The following is a 973-nucleotide window of genomic DNA, read 5'->3' on the forward strand; positions in this document are numbered from 1 at the left end:
TTGGGGTAACCTGAATTCTTTTTCTGTCTTGTTGTCAGATCCATACTGTTGCAGACCGACCAATTTTTCGAGTAAACTGAATTGTAACGATTATGTTCTTCAAACTCCTAATGTTGCAGACCGACCAATTTTTCGAGTAAACTGAATTCATCTCCTTCTTCGTTATCTTCACCATTGAGTTGCAGACCGACCAATTTTTCGAGTAAACTGAATTACTTACCGGCTAATTCCTTACAGGATAAGGAGTTAGCCGGTAAGGTCGGCAAAAAAAGCGTGTCAAAACAGCAGTAATTGTGAGGGTTTTGGCTTGTTTTTTTCTTTCTTTTTCCCGGAAAATGAAATAATTCCTTCATATTGCTTATCCGTAATTGTAAGAATGTCTACTTTGCCTTTTGGCGGAAGTTGCGCTTGAATATCGCTAATATATCCATCCAGAGCTTCTTTCCCGGGCAATAATCTATAATATACCGAAAATTGGCTCATGTGAAAACCCTGATCTAACAAAGATTTTCTAAAAAGAGACGCTGTTTTTCGCTCCAATGGGGTAACGACAGGCAAATCAAAAAGAACTATCATCCACATAAGTTTATAAGAGCTGAGATTCGTCATCTTTTTTTAACCGTAATTCGGCGATCTCAATTTGCGGTTTCTTAAATTTGAATGAATTGACTAAGGAAAAAGCCAGCCGTTCCATCGCCGCATAAAGAGGAGTAGTTTCGTTCTCGAAATACAAATCTGCCCATAAAAAAGAACTTATCGTTTGTTTAGCAGTTGGATTCATTTCCTTAATATCCAATGCGACAACTTTTTTAGCATAAAAATCGACTAAGGGGCGGTAAGGCTCCATAATATCATCCGCCAAAGGGAAGGGGTTAGTGCTGTTTTCATGGTGTATTCCAAAGATAGGATTTAGCCCTGCCGCCCAAATAGCTCTGGCGGCACAAGCTCTAAGAAGGGAATATCAATAATTTAA

Annotated in this window: 1 protein-coding gene and 1 pseudogene; both read right to left on the reverse strand. The window is 38.7% G+C overall.

The genetic code is table 11. The features are described from left to right. Positions 1 to 276 precede the first annotated feature (276 nt). Entirely contained in the window at positions 277 to 576 is a 300-nt protein-coding gene (gene cas2, locus ACYVRA_RS07400) for a CRISPR-associated endonuclease Cas2 (protein ID WP_461252106.1), read from the reverse strand. Between the two features lie 10 nt (positions 577 to 586). Beyond that, a pseudogene (locus ACYVRA_RS07405) lies at positions 587 to 949 on the reverse strand (CRISPR-associated endonuclease Cas1); the annotation flags it as partial. Positions 950 to 973: the final 24 nt, after the last annotated feature.

Source organism: Treponema sp. R8-4-B8 (genome assembly GCF_054786175.1).